Raw genomic sequence first — 18,220 nt, forward strand, 5'->3', positions numbered from 1 at the left:
GACCCGTCCGATCGTGCCGCGATCGAGGATCGACGGAGGCCTCGATGAGCAAAGGAAAAGTCGCCGCCGAAGGGCTGCCGGTAGTGCCCTTGAGGTACCTCGAAACCCAGGGAGCGCACCATGACCGAACGCCTCGACCCGTACGAGATCTACGCCGACGACGAAGTCGACGTCGATTTGCTGGGCCTGTCGTGGCCCGACCCGGCGGTCCCCGAGCAGCGGGATCGGCAATGAGCGCCGCGGAGCGGCAGCGGACCTGTGCGGCCTGCGGAGGACCGTTCGCGCCTGGGGAGCGAACGGATCTGGAGGCCGTGCTCGACGGAGGGGTCCTCTACGTCGCGGTGCACGCCCGCCACAGTACGTATCCGCCGCGGCGGGAGACCGAGGCCGCGCGACGTCTCGCATGAGCACGCGAGTCCGTGAAGGCCTCCTTCACGGACTCGCGTGTTCACTAGCGCAGCGTCGAGGTACGCCAGGTCGGGGCGGCGAGAGGCGACCAGGCGGAGCGGGGCGGCGCCGCGGGCGGGGGCGCGGCGGAGGCCAACGCGGTGAAGACGGCGACGAGTGCCGCCAGCTCGGCGTCTCCCGGGTCGCCGCGCAGGACCCGGAAGACGCGCGCACTGTCCATTCCGGACGGTGACATGGTTCCCCCGTTCAGATCGGGTGGTTGCCGTGCTTGCGCTGGGGCGCCGCCTTCCGCTTGTCCTGCAGCATGTCCAGGGCCCTGGCGACGGCGGACCGGGTGTCCGCGGGGTCGATGATGTCGTCGACCAGCCCGCGTTCGGCCGAGTACTGCGGGCTCATGAACTCTTCGGTGTATTCGGCGACCAGGCGCGCGCGCAACGCGTCCGGATCGGCCGCGGCGGCGAGATCCTTGCGGAACAGCACGTTGACCGCGCCCTCGGCGCCCATCACGGCGATCTGGTTGGTCGGCCACGCCAGTGAGAGATCGGTCCCGATGGACCGCGAGTCCATCACGATGTACGCGCCGCCGTACGCCTTGCGCAGGATGACCTGGACGCGCGGCACGGTCGCCTCACAGTAGGCGTGCAGCAGCTGGGCCCCGTGCCGGATGATCCCCGAGTGCTCCTGCTCGACCCCCGGCAGGAAGCCGGGGACGTCCACGAGCGTCACCAGCGGGATGCTGAACGCGTCGCAGAACCGCACGAACCGCGCCGCCTTCTGCGACGCCGGGCCGTCGAGCACGCCGGCGAACACCACCGGCTGGTTGCCGACCAGGCCGACCACCCGCCCGTCGATCCGCGCGAGCGCGCACAGCACGTTCTGCGCCCACCGCTCGTGCAGTTCGAAGAACTCGCCGTCGTCGGCCAATTCCGCGAACACCTCGCGCATGTCATACGGCTTGTTCGGCTCCACCGGGACGAGCTCGGCGAACCGGGGCCGCCGGTCCTTACCCGCGTCCTGCGACGGCTCGCGGGGCGCGGGCTCCAGGTAGTTCGACGGCAGCAGCGACACCAGATACCGGACGTCGGCGAGGCAGCTCTCCTCGTCGTCGTGCACCACGGTCGCCACGCCGGACGACGCGCCGTGCACGTCCGCGCCCCCCAGTTCGTCGTGGCTGACCCGTTCCCCGGTCACGGTCTCGACGACGTCCGGCCCGGTCAGGTACATGCGGGCGGTGTCGCGCACCATGAAGACGAAATCCGCGAGCGCGGGCGAATACGCCGCCCCGCCCGCGCACGGTCCCAGCACCACGCTGATCTGCGGGATGACACCGGACGCCTCGACCTGGCGGCGGAAGATGCCGCCGTAGCCGTCGAGCGCCATGACGCCTTCCTGGATCCGCGCTCCCCCGCTGTCGTTGAGCCCGATCAGCGGCGAGCCGGTGGCGATCGCCAGATCCAGCACCTTGTGGATCTTCGCCGCGTGCGCCTCACCGAGCGAACCGCCGAAGACGGTGAAGTCCTGCGCGTAGACGAACACCCGCCGCCCGTCGATGGTGCCCGAGCCGGCGATGACGCCGTCGGTGTACGGCCGGTTCTCCGCCAGCCCGAGCCCGTTCGCCTGATGCCGCCGGTACAGCTCGACCTCGGTGAAGGAATCGGGATCCAGCAGCAGATCCAGCCGTTCACGCGCGGTGTGCTTGCCGAGCGAATGCTGCCGCCGGACGCCGTCGAGCCGTCCGTCGACGATGTGTTCACGCAGCTCGTCGCGCTGGGCGCGCAGCAACGGCATCGTCGGTTGCGGCGGATGAACCGGTTCGGCGCCACGGGCGAGGGGGATCACCTGCCCGTCGGTCGCCCTCGGGACCCGGGGGCGCCGCAGCCGGTCCTCCGGCAGCGGCACCACCTCGGAGTCCTCCGTGCGCTGAGCACCCGGATCACCTTGCAGGGTCACGCCGCGTCCCGTAGCCGGGCATCACGCTCGAGTTCGTCAAGCTCGATCTCGCGCACGATGTCGCGCCAGCACACCCCCCGTCCGAGCCGGGGCATCGTGGTCACCACCGGCGGCCGCTCGGCCGTGGGCGCCGGTGCGGACGGGGTGGATTCGTCGATGGTCATGACATTCCTTTCTGGTCAGGCCGATGCCCGTATCCGGCCGTCGATCTGGTGGTAGCCGCCGCTGTAGAAGACCAGCGAGTCCTGGGCGGTGCCGCGGCTGGAGGCGACCACCTTGCCGAGGAAGATCGAGTGGTCACCGCCTTCGTAGACCTCGGCCAGCTCGCATTCCAGCCACGCCAGCGCGCCGTCGAGCAGCGGGGCGCCGGTCTGCGGCCCGGCCGTCCAGTCCACCGAGTCGAACTGCGCGAGCCCGGCCGGACGGCGCCAGTCGGCGAAGTACTTCGCCAGGTCCTTCTGATCCGACGCCAGCACCGTCACCGCGTACGAACCCGCCGTCACGATCGCCTCGTGCATCCGGGCCGCGCGGGAAACGCAGCACAGCACCATCGGCGGCTCCAGCGACACGGAGGTGACGGCGTTGGCGGTCATCCCGTGGGCCCGTTCACCCCCGGCGGTCAGCACGGTGACCCCGGTGGCGAACTGGCCCATCACCTCCCGCAATCCGGCCTGCGCGGACAACCGACGGCGGGCGACGGGCGACGGCAGGCGTTTCAGCACGGGCCGCGAAGGCTCGTCCAGCGTGCCCACGTCATTCCCCCTTGCCGTCGACCGCGTACGGGGCCAGCGCCTCACGCAGCTGCTCGGGCACCCGGCTGGGCACCGTGGCCGTGTTCGGGCCGCGCATGCACGCGATCCGCTGCCTTCCGCGGGCCACCAGCCGCTCGCCCTCGTCGGTGAGGTGGACGTAGTCGAAGGCGAACTGGACCTGGGTCTGGGTCAGCTCCTCCAGCCGCAGCCGGATGGACAGCTCGTCGAACGCGGTGATCTCCGCGAAGAACTCGCACTCCACCTTGAGCGTGAAGAGCTTGAGGTCGGCGCGGACCTCTTCGAGTACCGCGGGCGCCTTCTCCTTCAGGAACATTTCGCGGCACCGGCCCTGCCAGCGCACGTAGTTCACGTAGTAGACGTTGCCCACCAGGTTGGTCTCTTCGAACCCGACGGTATGCAGGATCTCGTAGTAGTCGGCCATGTCAGTTCTCCTCTCCCTGGAGCACCGCGAAGACGACGGGATCGGGCCGGTCGTTGACGGTCGTCACCCAGGTGGCGATGCGGGCACCGCCGTGGGAAAGCACCGCCCAGCCGTCCGGGTCGACCCGGTGCACGGTGAGCGCCTGTGTCATGTCCCCGGTCTTGCGCACGCATTCCAGCGCGCTCCAGACCCTGGTGTGCGCGACCGAAAGCGGCTCGCGGGCGTCCGCGGCGAGCAGTTCGCCCACCGACAGCAGATCCTCGCCGAGCAGCCCGGCCCAGTCTTCGGGCGTCCGCTCGATCGCGGTTTCGACGTCGCACGCGATCCGGCCGCTGCCCGCGATCGCGAGGGTGAGGTCGGAGCTGTGCGACGCGCTCACCTCGACCCCGTCGGCTTCCGGTTTCCCGTCCGGGCGGTAGCGGATCTCGAGCGGGGCGTCGACGGCGCGACCGGCGGCCAGTGCCGTCTGCGCCCGGCGTTCCGGCGTGGTCTCCACGGAGACGCCCACCGGGTCCGGTTCGACGACGATCGCGCGGGACGAGCCGAGCAGCCGTTCGATGGAACGCTCCAAATAGGACCCGAGCATCGACGGGACCCAAGGCCCTTCGCCGTCACGCTTGCGCACCGCGCGCAGCTTCAGCCCTTCCCAGCGCTCGACCAGCTTCCCGTCGGGGTTGCGGACGTCGAGGTCGTAGAGGTAGCTGTCGCCGTCCTGCGAACGCTCGCGGGCGTCGAGGAGCACGTACTCCGGGTCCTGCTCACCGGGTTCGGCGAGGTACAGCCGCTCGATCCCCTGCGGCAGCAGGGTCGCGTCCGGGACACAGCACTGGATCGCGTGCATCATCGCGTCGCGGGTGCCCGGGTCGGCCAGCAGCTTTTCCTGCGGGAGGAACGGCGCGAACCAGTCGACCTCGGCCCCGGTCGCGATCTCCGCGACCGCGTGCCGCGCGCTGGCCCGCCGGTAGCCGGTGACCCGCTGGAACCGCTTGCCCTGGAACAGGACCGTGCCGTACAGCTCGGTCGTCGGGTCGACCGGGACGGGCGGCAGCGCGACGTCGCGGACGACGGTCTCACCGAGCGGATCCGGCCGGGAGAACCGCAGCCGGGCCCGGAAGTGGTCGGCGCTGAACCCGGTCTCCCCGCTGCGCAGCACCACGTCCACCGTTTCGGCGTCCCTGGCCAGCGCGGCGAGCCGGATCGTGGTCGACCCGCCCGGCGAGACGATGATCGGGCGCAGGAACTCGACGTCGGAGAACACCGGCGCCGGCAGTGTTTCCGCGCCGAGCGCGGCCTTGGCGACCTGGGTCATCGCCTCCATGCCGATCACCGCGGGGAACAGCAGCTGACCGTCGAGCAGATGGTCGGCCAGATACGGGTCGCTGCCCGCGGACAGATCGGCCTCCGTGATCAGCTCGACGCCCGGGTAGTGCACGACGGCCCGGTCGACGAAGCGGGTCAGCGGGAGTTCGCGCTTCTCCACCGGCAGGGTGACCAGTCCCGCGGTCCGGCCGCAGACGACCAGCACCGACGGGGCGGCCGGATCGCCGACGACCTGGCGGAGGATCTCGATGCCCTCTTCGGTCGGGATGGGGGTGATGCCGTCACGCATCAGGGCGCTGACGACACCGAGCTTTTCGCCCATGCCCGTCCCGGACCAGACCGACCATTCGAGGGCGATCGCCCTGGCCTGCGGGTGTTCCTGGCCGAACCGCACGGTCAGTTCGGTCATCCAGTCGTTGGCCGTGGCGTAATGCGCCTCACCGCGCAGGCCGGCCCGTCCGATGATGCTGCCGAAGGTCACCAGCAGCTTGATCTTGTCCTTGTCGACGGCGTCGAGGACGGCGTTGAGACCGCCGATCTTCGGGGCCAGCGTCTTGCGGAAGCTCTCCTCGGTCAAGGAGAACAGCGCGGCGGGCTCGTTGCGGCCCGCGCCGTGCAGCACCGCGGTGACCGGGCCGAACTCGGCCTGCACGCGGCCGATCGCGTCGGCCACCTGCCGGGCGTCGGTGACGTCGGCGCGTTCGTAGCGGTAGGTGATGCCCGCCGCCGCCATGCGGCCGAGGTTCTCCGACAGTTCGGCGTCGTCGGCCGGGTCGCTCCGGCCGAGCAGCGCCAGTTTCGCGCCGGAGTCCTTGGCCAGCGCCAAGGCGCTCTCGGCGGTGATGCCCTTGCCGCCACCGGTGACGAGCAGGACGTCTTCGATCCCCAGCGGGGTCCCTTCGGCCTCGGCCGGGGTCAGGGCGGCGAGCTTCGGCACCGTGCGGATCCCGGCGGCGTCGTAGCGGACCTCGCTGAAGTCGGTGGTCGCCGCCACTTCGGCGACCACGGTGGTCACCGCGGCTTCGACGGCCTCGGGGTCGACCGGGTCGACATCGGCGAGATCGACGATCGTGGTGCGGGCCGACGGGTCCTCCAGCCGCAGCGTCTTCGCCAAGCCGGAGGCACCGAGTCCGTGCTGCACGACGACGAACCGCGTGCCGTTGGGCGCGGCCAGCACCGCGCGGCCCGCGTCCAGGAACAGGCCCACGTCGCCGGCATCGCTGTCCGCGTTCAGGCAGAGGAGGACACCGTCGCCGACACCCGCGGTGGCCAGTGCCGCGCGCAGCGGCTCCGCCAGCGGATGCCCGTCCGGCGCGAACGCCGACCACTCGGCGGTGGACAGACCCGGCGTGAGATCGGGCGACGGCTTCGGCGCGACGACGTACTCGACCCCGAACGGCCGGACCCACGGTCCGACGCCGGCCACCTCGGCCTGGTTGCTGTCGGCGGGTTTGGCGGTCTGGGCGAGTTCGTCGATCATCTCGGCGAGTTCGCCGAGACAGACGGTCGCGAAGTTCGGCATGCCCTCCAGCGCGGGCCGTCCGAGCGCACGGGTCACGTCGTTGACGAGCTGGCCGACCGTGATCGACGAAAGATGCAGGTCGTCGAGCGGATGCGTGTCGGCGGTGACCGCTTCGAGCGGCAGTTCGACCCGCTCGGAAGCGAGCTTGCGCAGCAGGTCGAGGGTGCTGCTGCCACCGCTTTCCGAGGCCGTTCCGGCCGGGGCTTCGGCAGGCGCGGCGGGGTCGGCGACCCGGTCGCGGGTCAGGTCGGCACCGATGGACGGCGCGGCCTCGCACGGGCTGGCGAGGAACGAGAACTCCCCGTCCACCGGCAGGGTCCGCACGATCCGGCCGTCGAACAGCGCGGAGGTCTCCAGCGGGGCGCCGAACGCGAACGCGGCGCCCGCGACCTTCAGCAACGCGGACAGTTTCGGGCTGTCGGTGTCGATCGCGAGCACCGGCGTGCCGGGTGCGATCTCGCCGAACAGGCCGGTGAGCACGTGGCCGGGGCCGACCTCGATCACCAGGTCGCTGCGCTCGGCGACCTTCGCGGCCGCCTCACGGAAGCGGACCGGCAGGACCACCTGGTCCCGCAGCAGATCGCGCAGGTCCTCGGCGGCGTGCAGGACGTCGCCGGTCACCGTCGAGACGACGGGCCGGTCGAGCCTGGCGAAATCGAACGCGGCGAGTTCCTCGGTCATCGCCTCGGCGGCCGGGACGACGGCCGGCGAGTGGAACGCGTGCGAGACGTTGATGCGGGTGGCGGTGAAGCCCTCCGCACGGGCACGGGCGACCACGCGGTCGATCGCGTCCGCCGGTCCGGAAAGGACGGTCTGCTCGGGCGCGTTGTAGCCCGCGATGACGACCTCTTCGCCCTCGGCGAACCGCTCGGCGACCCCGGGCCCGGCGGCGATCCCCGCCATGGCACCGTTCCCGTCGCTCGCGGTCGCCATCACCTTGCCGCGGATCTTGGCCAGCTTGAGGACTTCGCGTTCGGTGAGCGCGCCACCCCAGTGCAGGGCGGTGAGTTCGCCGAGGCTGTGGCCGGCGACCGTCTGCGCCTCGATGCCGAGGCTCTTCAGGACACGGAGCCCGGCGAGCGAACCGGTGACGATGCGCGGCTGCGCGACCTCGGTGGCGACCTGGTCGGCGCCGGTCGAAAGGCCTGCCGCGCGGTAGATGTCGTCGGCGTGGGCGAAGCGCTTGCGCAGCGCGCCGACCGTGCCGCGCCCGGAACCCTGGCCGGGGAACAGGAAACCGATCTTCGGGTTCTTCGCGCGAGAGCCCGCGAAGATGCCGTCGCCGGTGGAGAAGACCTCCGGCTCCCCCTCGCCGAGGAGGTCGAGCAGCTTGGCCAGCTTGCGCTCGGCGTCCTCGGGAGTGGTCGCGACGATCGCCGCGCGGACCGGTTTCCCGGACAGTTCCGCGGAAAGCGTGGCCGCGAGGTCGCCGAGTTCCGCCAGCGAGAGCTTCGGCACGACTTCCAGCAGACCGGTCAGCCTGCCGCGCAGCGACGCGGCGTCGTCGGCGTCGAGGAGCAGCAGTTCGCTGTCCTGCCGTCCGGCGACCAGCGAACGGGTCCGCTCGTCGAGTTCCTTGCGCCGGGCCGCGCCCGGGGCCTCGGTGACGGTGACGTGCGAGTTGATGCCACCGAAGCCCATCGCCGAGACACCCGCGCGGACCGGGTGGTCCGCGGGCCACAGCCCGGCCTCGGTCGGGACGTACATCCGCGCGGAGTCGCCGACCAGCGACTCGTGCGGCTCGAAGTGGCCGGTCGCGGGCGGGATGACCTGGTGATAGACCGCCAGCGTCGCCTTGATCAGCCCGGCGACCCCGGCCGCGGCCTTGGTGTGGCCGATGTTGCCCTTGATCGTGCTCAGCGCGGCGCGGTCGGCGAGCGGGTCGGCGTCGCGGCGGGCGGTGGAGAGCGCCTCGATCTCGGTGGCGTCGCCCAGCGCGGTCCCGGTGCCGTGCCCCTCGAAGTAGGAAACGGTCTCGACGCCGTAGCCCGCCTTGTCGTAGGCCCGCTTGAGCGCGAGACGGTGACCCGACGCCTCGGGCCGGGTGATGCCGCCCTTGCCGTCGGAGGAGACGCCCCAGCCGCCGATGCTGGCGTAGATCCGCTTACCCTGCGCGATGGCGTCCTCTTCACGCATCAGCACGAGCATGCCGGAACCCTCACCGGGCCAGAACCCGTTGGAATCGGCGTCATAGACCTTCATCTCCCGCTTGGCGAGCGCACCGGTCTTGGCGAAACCGATCACCTCGAACGGGTCGATCGACAAGTCGACACCGCCCGCGATGGCGACGTCGAGGTCGCCCTCGGACAGCGCGTTCGCCGCCGTGACCACGGAAAGCAGCGACGACGAGCAGGCGCCGTCCACGGTGAACCCGCCACCGCCGAAGTCGAAGAAGTTGCAGACGCGGCCGGCGATCGTGTTCGCCAGCCCGCCCGCGAGCGAGTCCTCGTCGATCTCCGGGAACGGGGCCTTGTACTGCGCCTCCAGGTCGTGGAGGAACGCGGCGGTGTCACCCTCGGCCCAGCCGCGCTCGGCGAGCGCGGCCGCGACGGTGCGGCGCACGTACGGCCAGCGCAGCCGCATGATGTTGGCGCGAGAGAACTCACCGGTGAGGCTGTTGCCGATGACCACGCCGGTGGCGGACCGCGGCAGCCCCTCACCCTCGGGGAACCCCGCGTCCGCCAGCGCCTGCGCGGCGACGTCGAGCGCCAGCCAGTGCGTGGTGTCGGTCGAACGGAACGTGCTGCCCGCGACCTTGTACTTGATCCGGTCGAATTCCCAGTCGCGGAGCACCGCGGCCTTCTGGGCGTAGAAACGGTCCGGCGCCTTGGGGTCGGGCGAGTAGTAGTCCTCGCGGTTCATCCGCTCGTCGGGCAGTCTCCGGAACGCCCTGCGGCCGGCGAGGACGTTCTCCCACAGTTCTTCCGGGGAACCGGCGTCCGGGTATCGGAGACCGATACCGACAATCGAAATCCGCTCAACGCTCATGCCACCGCACTCCCCTAGCTCTCAAGACTCAAGTCACGGAATCCGGTCCCGGCGCCGGGCTCTGTCCCCAGAACCGCGGCCGCCGTCCGTTCGCGCAGTCCGGTCAAGCATGAACCGGCGGCGGGTGCGAAGTCTTCTCTCTGGTTGTTGAAGGTGACCCGACGTCTCGTTTGGCAGATCAGGCTGCCCTGCGTCTATGAAGGATTTGGGACGTTGACTGTCCCGAATCGTTCATGAACCACCTGCGCACAGCGGCTCCGCACGTCGTCCAGCGTCCCTTATGGACGGTCGAGGGCCGCGGCCCGCAGGCCATGTTGCGAAAGCCACTTTCGCAACGTTGAACGTTGGGAAAGTGGCTTTCGCAACACCGACAGCGCCGACACCGATCGCGCGGCCTCACCGACCACGCGGCGAAGCGACCGAAACAGCACGAGCGGCGGCCGTGAAACCCGCCCACCCCACCAGCTCGACCAGCTCTCGATCCCCCAGTCCCGCGGCCGCGACCAGAGCGTCGTCGACCTGGTAAGGCGCCTTCGCGACCACCAAGGCCAACCGAACCCCGGGATCGTCGAACGAATCCACCCAAGACCGGCTCAGCCCAGGCGGCGAACCATCCCAAGTGGACAGCTCCCGCTCCACGACCTCCCGAACCGCCGAAGACACCGCAAGGGCACCGAAAGCCGTCGAGGCACGGGAGAACGCGTCCGCGACCACAGGATTACCCACCGCCCAGACGAAATCCCCCGAACCCCCGGGAAGCAGATCCAGCGAATCCCCGGGCGGAGCCCCTTCCACCGGGCGAAGGAACCGCCCCAGCACCGCTTTCGCCTTCGCACGCGCCGAATCCGGCACGGACGAAGGTAACGGCGACGCCCCGAGGAAGACGCTCACCATCCGGTTCAGGTAGTGGAACGCGAACGCGACCGCGGTCAGCTCAGCACGGGCACCTGGCGAAAGGGTCCCCGCACGAGGGTCCGCCACGGACCGCCCTTCCGCGATCGCCGAGGCCACCGAAGAGCGCCCGAGCGAGTCCAGCGCCATCCCGTGGACCTCGACACAGTACGGACACGAGTTCTCTCGCGACACCAGCGTCGCGACGACCTCCCGGTCCGCCCGGCTCGTCTCTCCGGACGCCACCAACGACTCTCGCAGCATCACCCAGCTCGCCGCGAGCACGTCCGGCGACGGCGAATGCAGCGCCACCGGCGGAGCCAGCATGCCGAAGTCCCGTTCCAGCCGGCCGTAGACGTCACGCACGAGCCCGGTCGCCCGGCCGAAAGGCACCGGCCGGACGTACCGGACTTCGCGCAACGCACGCCTCAGCGCGAGTTTCACCAGCGCAGGCGCCATGATCAGCTCCCGGCGACCAGCGACAGCTTGCTGACGGCGCGCCGCCCGGTGATGGAACCGTCCGGGGCGGGAGCGCCGTAGGTGACGTCGACGCCGCGTGCCTGGAGCGCCCGCACGATACCCGGCACCGAACGCTCGGCCAGCGCCGCGATCGTCATCGCCGGGTTCACCGTCAGCGCGCCCGGTACGGAAGCGCTGTCGGTCACGAAGATCCCGGGGTGATCGCGGAGTTCGTGGTTCGGGTGCAGCGCCGAGGTCGCCGGGTCGTCACCGATCCGGCACGACGCCAGCGGGTGCACGGTGTACGCGCCGACGACGTCGTTGGTCCACGGCGACACCTTCGCCAGGCCGTCCTTCTCGAGGATCTCCTTGCACTCCGCGTCGGCCAGCGCCCAGCCGTGCCGGGTGTTCGGCGTCGGGTCGTATTTCAGCGGACCGCGGCCGAGCATCTGCTGCGAGATGCGGTAGGCGTTACCGGTGGGCGGCGGCGCGCCGAAGACGCCCTCGTTGTCGTCCTCGGTCATCAGGAAGATGGTCAGCCAGGAGGACCACTTCTTGAGGATCTCCTTCTTCTGCGCCCCGAACCAGCGAGGTTCGTCGCCGTCGGGCACCTGCGCCAGGATCGTGCCGAGCCCCGGCGGGAAGTACAGCTGCTCCAGCGAGTAGCGCTCGTACTCCGGCAGCGAACCGTCGAGCTTGTCCCAGTTCGCCACGGTCGGGCCCTTGCCGATGTGGTTGGCCTCGTAGACCTTACCGTCCTCACGGGACAGTCCGAGCACCTCGCGGACCCGCTCCTCGTTGATGATCGCGGTGTTGAGCCGCTCACCGTTGCCCGAGAAGTACCGGCCGACGCCGTGCGGCATGGTGCCCAGCGCCGACTCCGAACGCTGCAGGATCACCGGGGTCGCTCCGGCGCCCGCGGCGATGATGACGATCTTCGCGTCGATCGTCCCGCTGCCGGACTGGAGCCGGTAGTCCTCGTCGTCGACGATGTTGAAGTGCACGCGGTAGTCGCCGTCGTCGATCCGCTCGATCCGCTGAACCTCGTGCAGCGGCCGGATCTTCGCGCCGTGCGCGAGCGCGGCGGGCAAGTAGTTGGTCAGCAGCGAGCGTTTCGCGTCGAACCGGCAGCCCGCCATCATGAAGTTGCAGTTCACGCAGCGGTCGTTGTCCACCGCGACCGGCGCCGGGTTGGCGGTCCGGCCGGAGTGGTCGCAGAACGCCGCCCACAGCCCACCCGCGTACGAGACGTCGTTCCAGTCCTGTTTGGACACCGGGAGCGATTCCGAGACCCGGTCGTACCAAGGCTCCAGCGAGTCCCGCGTGATCGCCGACGGCCACATGCGGCGGCCGATGCTGCCGTGGCGCTCGAACACGAACTTCGGCGCACGCGGCATCGCGGCGAAGTACACCACGCTGCCACCGCCGACGCAGTTCCCGCCGAGCACGCTCATCCCGTCGCCGACGACGAAGTCGAAAGCCCGGGTGTAGGACGAGCCGAGCAGATAGTCGTGCTCGAAGTCCTTCGTCTCCAGCCACGGCCCGCGTTCCAGCACGGTGACCTTCGCCCCGCCCGCGGCCAAGTGGTAGGCGGGGATGGAGCCACCGAAGCCGCTGCCGACGATGACGACGTCGGTCTTGTCGTAGGCAGTCATGCGGGGCTCCCGGAAGGCGTCGTGTCAGGGTGGAGCCGCGCCAGCTCGCGGCGATAGGAGAACTTCGGGAACCGCCACAGCCCGTCTTCGTCCGGCGCGGTGTACCCCATCGCCAGCAGACCGGGGTGTCCCTCGGCGATGGCTTCGGCGGTGTGCTTGTGCGCGGCGCTGTCGAAGGACATGTTGCAGAACAAGGCGAGGCTCACCCAGCCGTCCTTCTCCGGATGCCCGGGCGCGGTCAGCGACCGCACGAGCGCCGTCCTGTGCTCGAAGGACAGCGCGACGAACGCCGGCAGTGACTCGTCGAGGGTGAGGTCGTGCTCCTTGGCGTAGCCCTTCGCGTGTTCGTTGAGGGACTGCGCCAGATACGGCAGCCCGACGGTCACCCCGGTCGCGTCGGTGTGCAGCAGTTCGAGCGCACCCGCCGCGACCGCGCCCGGCCCCTCCGACGCGCCGGCGATCGCGTGATCGCCGGGGAATCGCTTCTCCCCCGGCAGGATCGTGTCCGCGTAGGCCTCCAAAGTGGACACCTTGACCTGTTCGTCCGAATCCACGGAACCTACCTCCTGTTCCTGGTGTGCACGGTCATCGGCAGCCCGCCCCGCACCCGGAGCGACAACATCGCCTCGGGCACCACGTCGTAGCCGGGGAGCTTCCTGAGTTCGAGGTCCCGCAGGACCATCGTCAGCACGAAGACGGCCTCCATCACGCCGAGGCTGTTGCCGATGCAGAACCGCGGCCCGGCGCCGAACGGGATGTAGGCGTAGCGGGGCCGCCCGCTCGGCCGGTCCGGATCGAACCGGTCAGGATCGAACTTCTCCGGCTCCGGCCAGAACTCCGGGTGCCGGTGCAGCGTGTACGGCACGACGACGACGTCGGATCCGGCGGGGATGTGGTATCCGCCGATCTCGTCGTCGGCCTGCGCCACCCGCGGCAGCAGCCACACCGGCGGATACAGCCGCATGACCTCTTCGACCACCCTCGCCGTGTACGGCAACCGGTGCAGGTCGTCGTGCGTCGGCAACTGGTCGCCCAGTACCGCGTCGGCCTCGGCACGCAGTTTCGCCGCGATCTCGGGATGTTCGTCGAGCAGGTGGAACGCCCAGCCCAGCGTGCTCGCCGTCGTCTCGTGGCCGGCCAGCAGCAGGGTGATCAGCTCGTCCCGCATCTGCTCGCGGGTCCCGTCGGTGGCGATGAGGCGGGAGAGCACGTCCTCGCCGTTCTCGACCGGGTTGGCCAGCCGCTGCTCGACGAGTTCGTCGGCGATCCGGCGGAGGTCGGCCCGCGATTCCCGGAACCGCAGTTGCTTCTTCAGCGGAGCCCACTGCGGGACCATGCTCAGGGTCACCGCTTCGAACATCGCCTGGTCCTGCACGGCTTCGAACGAATGCCCCAGCGAGGTGAAGCCGCCGAGGTCCGCGTCGAGCAGTGTCTTGCCGAGCACACCGAGGGTCAGCCCGGTCATCTCGTGCAGGATCTCCACCGGTCCTTCGGTGTCCCGCAAGCGTTTCACGAGGCCTTCGACCTCGTTCGCGACGACCGAGGCCTGCCGCGCGATCCGCTTGGGCTGGAACACCGGCTGGATGGTCCGGCGCTGCTTCTTCCAGACGTCGCCGTCACTGGTGAGCAGCCCGTCGCCGAGCGCCCGCCTCGCCTCCTGGAGCCCGATTCCCTTGTGGTAGTTGGCCGCGTTGTCCGCGAGCACGTGTTTCGCCAGATCGGGGTGGTTCACCAGGTACATCGTCTTGGGACCGATCGCGATCCGGACGACGTCCCCGTGCGCCTCCGCCGAATCCGACATGAGCGCCAGCCGGTCGGTGAAGAGCTTCTTCAGCAGACCGAAGGTCGCCCGGCGCGGCGGGCCGGGCGGCGCGAGACGCGCCGCCCGGCTGGTTTCCGCACCGTGGGTCATGCCGCCACGGCCCCGGTTTCCGTCTCCGGCTTCTCGGCCGGCTTGGGCAGGGAGGTGACTTCAGCCGACTTCGCCTGCTCGGCTTCCCACTTTTCGGTGGCCTTCTTGGAGAAGTGCAGCCCCCACAGGAACGCGCCGCGGATGAGGCAGACCAGCGCGGTGGCGAGGAACAGGCCGTACGCCACGTGCACGACCATGAAGAACCCGTACGCGAGCGCCACGCCCGAACCGAACAGGACCTGCGACGCGGGCTTCGACGGGGTCGTGCCCGGGTCGGTGACCATGTAGTTCGTGTAGAGCACGAACGCCACCCCGGTCATCATCCCCAGCGCGCCGGGGATGGCGGTGTCGAACAGCAGACCACGGATGATCGCCTGGAGCGCGAAGGTGATCAGCCAGGCGCCGATCAGCCACATCCGCTGCGTCAGCATCGCGTTGAGGACGGTCCCCGACACGATGATGATGCCGACGATCAGCCAGCCGACCCACGAGTCGACCTGCTCGGTGAAGTGATACGGCGGCGCGATGCTCGCCCAGGGGAACACCAGCAGGATGATCGTGATGCCGAAGTTCGACGGGTTCATGTAGTGCCGCAACCGGCCGCGCACCGGGGCCTGGAGCACCCACTTGGCGCCGACGGCGACCACGACACCGAACATCATGACCAGCACCTGGTCGTTGACGTAGGTGAGCATGTTCAGCGCGAGACCGGTGATATGCGCCGGGAACAGGAACTCCACGAGTCCCTTGAACCCGTTGCCGCGGAAGCGGACGCCCCGGCCCTGTGTCCGGGCGCCGATGATCTCCAGCAGGATTTCCGTGGCGTACGCCGTGGCCAGCGCGATGAACGGATAGGTGTAGGGCTGCTCGAAACCGAGCACGGTGTAGCCGATGATGTTGAAGACGGTGATCGAGATCGCGAACCGGCGAAGGGCCGTGATCGTCTTGTTGCTCTTCGGTGCCGTGAGTGTCTGCTCAGCCATGACGGTCATTTCTCCTTAGCCTGAGCGCCGAGCTGGAAGGTGTGGCTGCCCGGGGTCAGCTGGACCTCCTGGGTGCGGATGGTCCCGGTCAGGTCGCGCCACTGCAGGCAGACCTTCACCGGCCCGGTGACCTTGCCGAGTCCGATCTGGATCTCGTGGCTGCGCTTGCCGGAGTGGCCGCTGCCGCCGTCGACCCGGTCCATGTACTTCTTGCCGTCAGGGGTGATGACGGTGACCTGCGCGCCGATCGCCGCGGTACCCGCCGCCTTGAGCGGACCGTCCGCCGAAGCCTTGTCGTGCACCAGCTTCAGGTTCAGGTAGGACCCGGCGTCGGGGCTGACGTTGCGGTAGAAGATCGGCTGCTCCCACTGGCGGGCCACGGCGAAGTCGAGCTTGCCGTCGCCGTCGGCGTCGCCGGTGGCGATACCGCGCGTGGGCACCGGGACCGCGAGACCGAGGCGCGGGGCCAGGTCGGTGTAGCGGCCGTCGGGGCTCTTGGCCCAGAAGTGCAGGGTGTGGTCTCCACCGACGTCGTCACCGGCGACCATGTTCGGCCAGAAGGACGGGTGCTTCAGCAGTTCGTCGTTCGAGGTCGCCAGTTCCTGCAGCTGCGGCCAGCGGTTGACGTCGCCCTTGACGAACCCGGTCGCCTGCGTGATCACCGATTCGCCGCTGTTGTTGTAGTCGGCGATCTTGACGTCCCAGCCCCAGCCGGACCACGCGGTGCCCGCCTGCGCGCTGCGGTCGACCCACGGCGCCTCGCCGCCCTGCAGACGGCCGCGCAGATCCGCGGTGTCCTTGGCGGTGTTCATGAACTGGAAGTGGCTTTCCTCGATCCCCCAGGACGTCGTGATGTTGCTGACGTACAGGTCGTAGAGACCGTCGTGGTCGAGGTCGGCGAAGTCGACGCCCATGCCCTTGAAGGAGTCGTTGCCGAGCACCTTGGACTTCGGGTCGTTCGGCCCGCGGACGCCCTTCACCTCGGCGAACTCGACGTGGCCGGGACGGGACTTGTTGTACAGCAAGCGGTCGTGGCCGAAGTCGTTGCCGATGTAGAGCTCCGGCAGGTTGTCCCCGTCGACGTCGGTCGCGCTCGCCGCGAGCGACCAGCCGCCCTGGGCGTCGGCCGGGATGGCCTTATCGTCGAGGGCGAACGAAGCGGTCGGCTTCGCACCCTGGGTGGCGCCGGTGAACCGCAGGATGTACTTGCCGCCCGCGTTGTCCGCGTGCGACATCGACTTGTTCATCTCGACCCCGCCCTGGACACGGTCGTCCAGCACCGCGCTGTCGGGGAAGTAGTTGCCGATGAAGATGTCCTGGTGGCCGTCGCCGTCGAAGTCACCGACCGAGGCGGCGTTGGTGTTCCACAGTGGACCGGCGTACTCGCCGTTCTTGGAGTTGTTGCCCGGCACAAGTTCCACCGGCTCGTAGGCCTTCGGCTCCAGCTTCGTGGCACCCGGCTTCGAGAGGAACAGGATCGGGGTGCGGCCCCAGTAGTAGGCCAGCAGGTCGACCCGGCCGTCCTCGTTGTAGTCCGCGGGCACGCAGCCCATGGGCGCGATGTACTTGCCCATCGGCAGCGGTGCCGCGTCGAGCGCGAACGGCGCGTAGCGGTCGCCGCCCTTGCCCGGCGTCGGGGTGATGACGACCTGGTCGCTGCGCGGGTCGACGAAGCACAGGTCGTTCGCGAGCTTGTCGCCGTCGAGGTCGTTGACCGCGATCGCGGCACCGACCGACGAGATCCAGGCCCGGATGTGCTCGTAGTCCTTGTTCACCGTCCGGATCGACTGGCTCTTCGCCGCTTCCGGCAAGGCGATCGTCAGTGGTTCGAACGCGTACTTCGAGGCCATCGTGTCGGCCTCGGCGGTCGACACCGTGGGCAGCTGCGCCACCACGAACAGACCCGCCATCAGCACCAAGGCCACGATGCCCGCAAGCTGCTTGCGGAGCCAGCCCAAGGTCGCGGTCATTTCCCTGCACCTCCAGAAAGAATCGCTTCGGCGATGCGCTGTCGCCAGGTTTCGAACGCCGGGAGTTCGCCGTCGACCACGGTCGCGGGGCGCACCTCCTGGGTGATGGCCGCGGCCCGCTCGGCCGGCAGCCCGCAAATCGCCTGTGTGGCGACCTCGGTCTCGGGGATCAGCAGCCCGGCGCGGACGCGGGCCTCGGCGGCGAAAGCACTGCCCTGGGCGAGGTTCCCGCGGTGTTCACCGGCGAACTCGGCCAGCTTCAGCAGTTCGTCGGAAGTGACACCACACGCGTAGGTCGAGGCGAGCCCGACCCCGGCGTAGAGGTCTCCGTGGCGCCGCTCCGGGAAGCGCGCGATCGTGTCGGCGACCAGATCGACGTCGGTGCCGCAGATGAACCACAACGCCCGCCCGATGCCCTGGTCGATCGCCCGCAGCGAATACCCGTCGTTGCCGGGCGGCCAGGAGAAACCGGGGTCCTGGAACTGCCCGTCGATGTACTTCGCCGTCTTGAAGTACGCCTGGTGGAAGCCGTACCCGTCGAGCACCAGCCAGCGGAGCAACGGGTCGAAGTCCTCGGCGGAGGGCCAGCGGAAGCGCGGCAGCCGCGCCATCGCCCAGCCGACGCCGACGTAGATGATGTAGTCGTGCTTCTCACCGGGCCCGTCGAGGAACCCCGCGATATGCCGTCGTCCACCGCCCGGCAGCCCGTCCAGCATTCCGTAGCCCATTCCCGCGCCTTCGTAGGCGAAGCCGCGGTATTTCACCGGAATACGTTCGAGCCATTCTTCCGCCTGCTCGACGGAACGCGCTTCGACCGCGTGCGCGTAACCGAGCAGGAATTTCTCACCGACGGTCTCCAGCAATTCTTGAGCGGCCGGGCTCTTCTTGTGGAAACCGCGCTTGTCCAGTGACGTCTCGGAGACGTCCGGTGTGATCATGCGGCGTCTGATCGTGCGCCAACCATTGCC

At 69.6% G+C, this 18,220-nt stretch carries 14 protein-coding genes; 1 reads left to right on the forward strand and 13 read right to left on the reverse strand.

What is annotated here, in order from left to right:
• Nucleotides 1-230 precede the first annotated feature (230 nt).
• The gene (locus BLW75_RS42810) at nt 231-407 is read left to right on the forward strand and encodes a hypothetical protein (RefSeq protein ID WP_091597613.1); all 177 of its coding nucleotides are present in this window, start codon (nt 231-233) and stop codon (nt 405-407) included.
• A gap of 44 nt (nt 408-451) precedes the next feature.
• Here BLW75_RS42810 and BLW75_RS14700 read toward each other — a convergent pair whose 3' ends face one another.
• From BLW75_RS14700 to BLW75_RS14755, 13 genes are all read right to left on the reverse strand, one after another.
• Nucleotides 452-628 carry an acyl-CoA carboxylase epsilon subunit gene (locus tag BLW75_RS14700; RefSeq protein WP_395766739.1) on the reverse strand — a complete coding sequence of 59 codons (177 nt, stop codon included), beginning with the start codon at nt 626-628 and terminating at the stop codon, nt 452-454.
• Between the two features lie 26 nt (nt 629-654).
• Nucleotides 655-2,196 carry an acyl-CoA carboxylase subunit beta gene (locus BLW75_RS14705; RefSeq protein ID WP_395766743.1) on the reverse strand — a complete coding sequence of 514 codons (1,542 nt, stop codon included), beginning with the start codon at nt 2,194-2,196 and terminating at the stop codon, nt 655-657.
• Nucleotides 2,197-2,354: 158 nt separating this feature from the next.
• Entirely contained in the window at nt 2,355-2,522 is a 168-nt protein-coding gene (locus tag BLW75_RS42815) for a DUF6222 family protein (RefSeq protein WP_167373498.1), read from the reverse strand.
• A gap of 15 nt (nt 2,523-2,537) precedes the next feature.
• Nucleotides 2,538-3,110: a flavin reductase family protein gene (locus tag BLW75_RS14710; RefSeq protein ID WP_034313764.1), complete on the reverse strand. Its 573-nt coding sequence runs from the start codon at nt 3,108-3,110 to the stop codon at nt 2,538-2,540.
• A 1-nt stretch (nt 3,111) separates the two neighbouring features.
• Nucleotides 3,112-3,552, reverse strand: coding sequence for an acyl-CoA thioesterase (locus BLW75_RS14715; RefSeq protein ID WP_034313761.1), 441 nt, complete (start codon nt 3,550-3,552; stop codon nt 3,112-3,114).
• 1 nt (nt 3,553) lies between these two features.
• Nucleotides 3,554-9,382 (reverse strand): type I polyketide synthase, encoded by a 5,829-nt coding sequence (locus BLW75_RS14720; RefSeq protein ID WP_034313759.1) that lies wholly within the window; start codon nt 9,380-9,382, stop codon nt 3,554-3,556.
• Between the two features lie 396 nt (nt 9,383-9,778).
• Nucleotides 9,779-10,732 (reverse strand): carboxymuconolactone decarboxylase family protein, encoded by a 954-nt coding sequence (locus BLW75_RS14725; RefSeq protein WP_034313756.1) that lies wholly within the window; start codon nt 10,730-10,732, stop codon nt 9,779-9,781.
• Nucleotides 10,733-10,734: 2 nt separating this feature from the next.
• A complete protein-coding gene (locus BLW75_RS14730) occupies nt 10,735-12,387 on the reverse strand; it encodes a GMC family oxidoreductase N-terminal domain-containing protein (RefSeq protein ID WP_034313752.1) in 1,653 nt (550 codons plus the stop codon).
• Nucleotides 12,384-12,941 (reverse strand): DUF5987 family protein, encoded by a 558-nt coding sequence (locus tag BLW75_RS14735; RefSeq protein ID WP_034313750.1) that lies wholly within the window; start codon nt 12,939-12,941, stop codon nt 12,384-12,386. The genes BLW75_RS14730 and BLW75_RS14735 overlap by 4 nt, the downstream gene beginning before the upstream one ends.
• Nucleotides 12,942-12,946: 5 nt before the next feature.
• On the reverse strand, nt 12,947-14,299 hold the full coding sequence (locus BLW75_RS14740; RefSeq protein WP_034313748.1) for a cytochrome P450: 1,353 nt from the start codon (nt 14,297-14,299) through the stop codon (nt 12,947-12,949).
• Nucleotides 14,296-15,291: an enediyne biosynthesis protein gene (locus BLW75_RS14745; protein WP_198935756.1), complete on the reverse strand. Its 996-nt coding sequence runs from the start codon at nt 15,289-15,291 to the stop codon at nt 14,296-14,298. The genes BLW75_RS14740 and BLW75_RS14745 overlap by 4 nt, the downstream gene beginning before the upstream one ends.
• Nucleotides 15,288-17,252, reverse strand: a complete 1,965-nt coding sequence (locus BLW75_RS14750) for a CRTAC1 family protein (protein WP_034313746.1) — start codon at nt 17,250-17,252, stop codon at nt 15,288-15,290. The genes BLW75_RS14745 and BLW75_RS14750 overlap by 4 nt, the downstream gene beginning before the upstream one ends.
• Nucleotides 17,249-18,202 (reverse strand): DUF1702 family protein, encoded by a 954-nt coding sequence (locus tag BLW75_RS14755; protein WP_277814972.1) that lies wholly within the window; start codon nt 18,200-18,202, stop codon nt 17,249-17,251. The genes BLW75_RS14750 and BLW75_RS14755 overlap by 4 nt, the downstream gene beginning before the upstream one ends.
• Nucleotides 18,203-18,220 lie beyond the last annotated feature (18 nt).

It is taken from the genome of Amycolatopsis lurida, from assembly GCF_900105055.1.
Taxonomy (GTDB): domain Bacteria; phylum Actinomycetota; class Actinomycetes; order Mycobacteriales; family Pseudonocardiaceae; genus Amycolatopsis; species Amycolatopsis lurida.

Excerpts from the sequence above, each read along its gene's own strand:
- BLW75_RS42810 (WP_091597613.1), top strand. The coding sequence starts at position 231 with ATGAGCGCCGCGGAGCGGCAGCGGACCTGTGCGGCCTGCGGAGGACCG.
- BLW75_RS14700 (WP_395766739.1), bottom strand. The coding sequence starts at position 628 with ATGGACAGTGCGCGCGTCTTCCGGGTCCTGCGCGGCGACCCGGGAGAC.
- BLW75_RS14705 (WP_395766743.1), bottom strand. The coding sequence starts at position 2,196 with ATGCCGTTGCTGCGCGCCCAGCGCGACGAGCTGCGTGAACACATCGTC.
- BLW75_RS42815 (WP_167373498.1), bottom strand. The coding sequence starts at position 2,522 with ATGACCATCGACGAATCCACCCCGTCCGCACCGGCGCCCACGGCCGAG.
- BLW75_RS14715 (WP_034313761.1), bottom strand. The coding sequence starts at position 3,552 with ATGGCCGACTACTACGAGATCCTGCATACCGTCGGGTTCGAAGAGACC.
- BLW75_RS14720 (WP_034313759.1), bottom strand. The coding sequence starts at position 9,382 with ATGAGCGTTGAGCGGATTTCGATTGTCGGTATCGGTCTCCGATACCCG.
- BLW75_RS14725 (WP_034313756.1), bottom strand. The coding sequence starts at position 10,732 with ATGGCGCCTGCGCTGGTGAAACTCGCGCTGAGGCGTGCGTTGCGCGAA.
- BLW75_RS14730 (WP_034313752.1), bottom strand. The coding sequence starts at position 12,387 with ATGACTGCCTACGACAAGACCGACGTCGTCATCGTCGGCAGCGGCTTC.
- BLW75_RS14740 (WP_034313748.1), bottom strand. The coding sequence starts at position 14,299 with ATGACCCACGGTGCGGAAACCAGCCGGGCGGCGCGTCTCGCGCCGCCC.
- BLW75_RS14745 (WP_198935756.1), bottom strand. The coding sequence starts at position 15,291 with ATGACCGTCATGGCTGAGCAGACACTCACGGCACCGAAGAGCAACAAG.
- BLW75_RS14750 (WP_034313746.1), bottom strand. The coding sequence starts at position 17,252 with ATGACCGCGACCTTGGGCTGGCTCCGCAAGCAGCTTGCGGGCATCGTG.